The sequence below is a fragment of the Sphingomonas endophytica genome, from assembly GCF_001476895.1.
Classification (GTDB): domain Bacteria; phylum Pseudomonadota; class Alphaproteobacteria; order Sphingomonadales; family Sphingomonadaceae; genus Sphingomonas; species Sphingomonas endophytica_A.
This window is the reverse complement of record NZ_LDTB01000115.1, coordinates 1-678: the sequence shown is the minus strand read 5'-3', so window position 1 is coordinate 678 and position 678 is coordinate 1. Positions and strand designations below refer to the sequence as shown.

The 678-nt window shown below is 66.4% G+C and carries 2 protein-coding genes and 1 pseudogene; all 3 read left to right on the top strand.

All coding sequences use genetic code 11. From position 1 onward, the window contains the following. Positions 1-256 (top strand): phosphonate C-P lyase system protein PhnH (locus tag NS334_RS16225; protein WP_193753136.1); only part of this gene is annotated, 256 nt, incomplete at its 5' end. A 3-nt stretch (positions 257-259) separates the two neighbouring features. Further along, positions 260-331: pseudogene (locus NS334_RS19445) on the top strand (hypothetical protein); the annotation flags it as partial. A 73-nt stretch (positions 332-404) separates the two neighbouring features. Beyond that, positions 405-678, top strand: a 274-nt coding sequence (locus NS334_RS16220) for a carbon-phosphorus lyase complex subunit PhnI (RefSeq protein WP_275044695.1), incomplete at its 3' end; no start/stop codon positions are given.

Below are 678 nucleotides of genomic sequence, written 5' to 3'. Positions count from 1 at the left end.
CGGCGAATATCCGGACCGCTCGACCACGCTGATCCTGCAGATCGACAGCCTGACGCAGGGGCCGGCCTTCGAGCTGAAGGGGCCCGGCATCGACGGCAGCGCGGTGCTGCAGGCGATGATCAAGCCGCGCGATTTGTTCCAGCGGCTGTCGATCAACGAGGCCCTGTTCCCGCGCGGCATCGATGTCGTGCTGGTCCATGACGACAATATTGTCGCGATCCCGCGCACCACGCGGCTGATCGCAAGCGGAGTGTGAGCGATGTATGTAGCGGTCAAGGGAGGCGAGCGCGCCATCGAGAACGCTCATCGGTTGCTTGCGCATGAGCGGCGCGGCGATCGCGATGTGCCCGAGGTGACGCTGGCGCAGATCTCCGAGCAACTCGCGTTGGGCTGTCGCGCGCGTGATGACCGTAGGTTCGCTCTACGATCGCGAGCTTGGGGCGCTCGCGATCAATCAGGCACGCGGCGACATGATCGAGGCGATCTTCCTGGTCCGCGCCTTCCGCGCCACGCTGCCGCGCTTCGGCGCCACCGAGCCGGTCAATACCGGCGAGATGCAGGTGCGGCGGCGCATCTCCTCGACCTTCAAGGACGTCCCGGGCGGCCAGATCCTCGGGCCGACCTTCGACTACACCCATCGTCTGCTCGATCCGCAGCTCGCGGAAGGCTTTGTGCCGG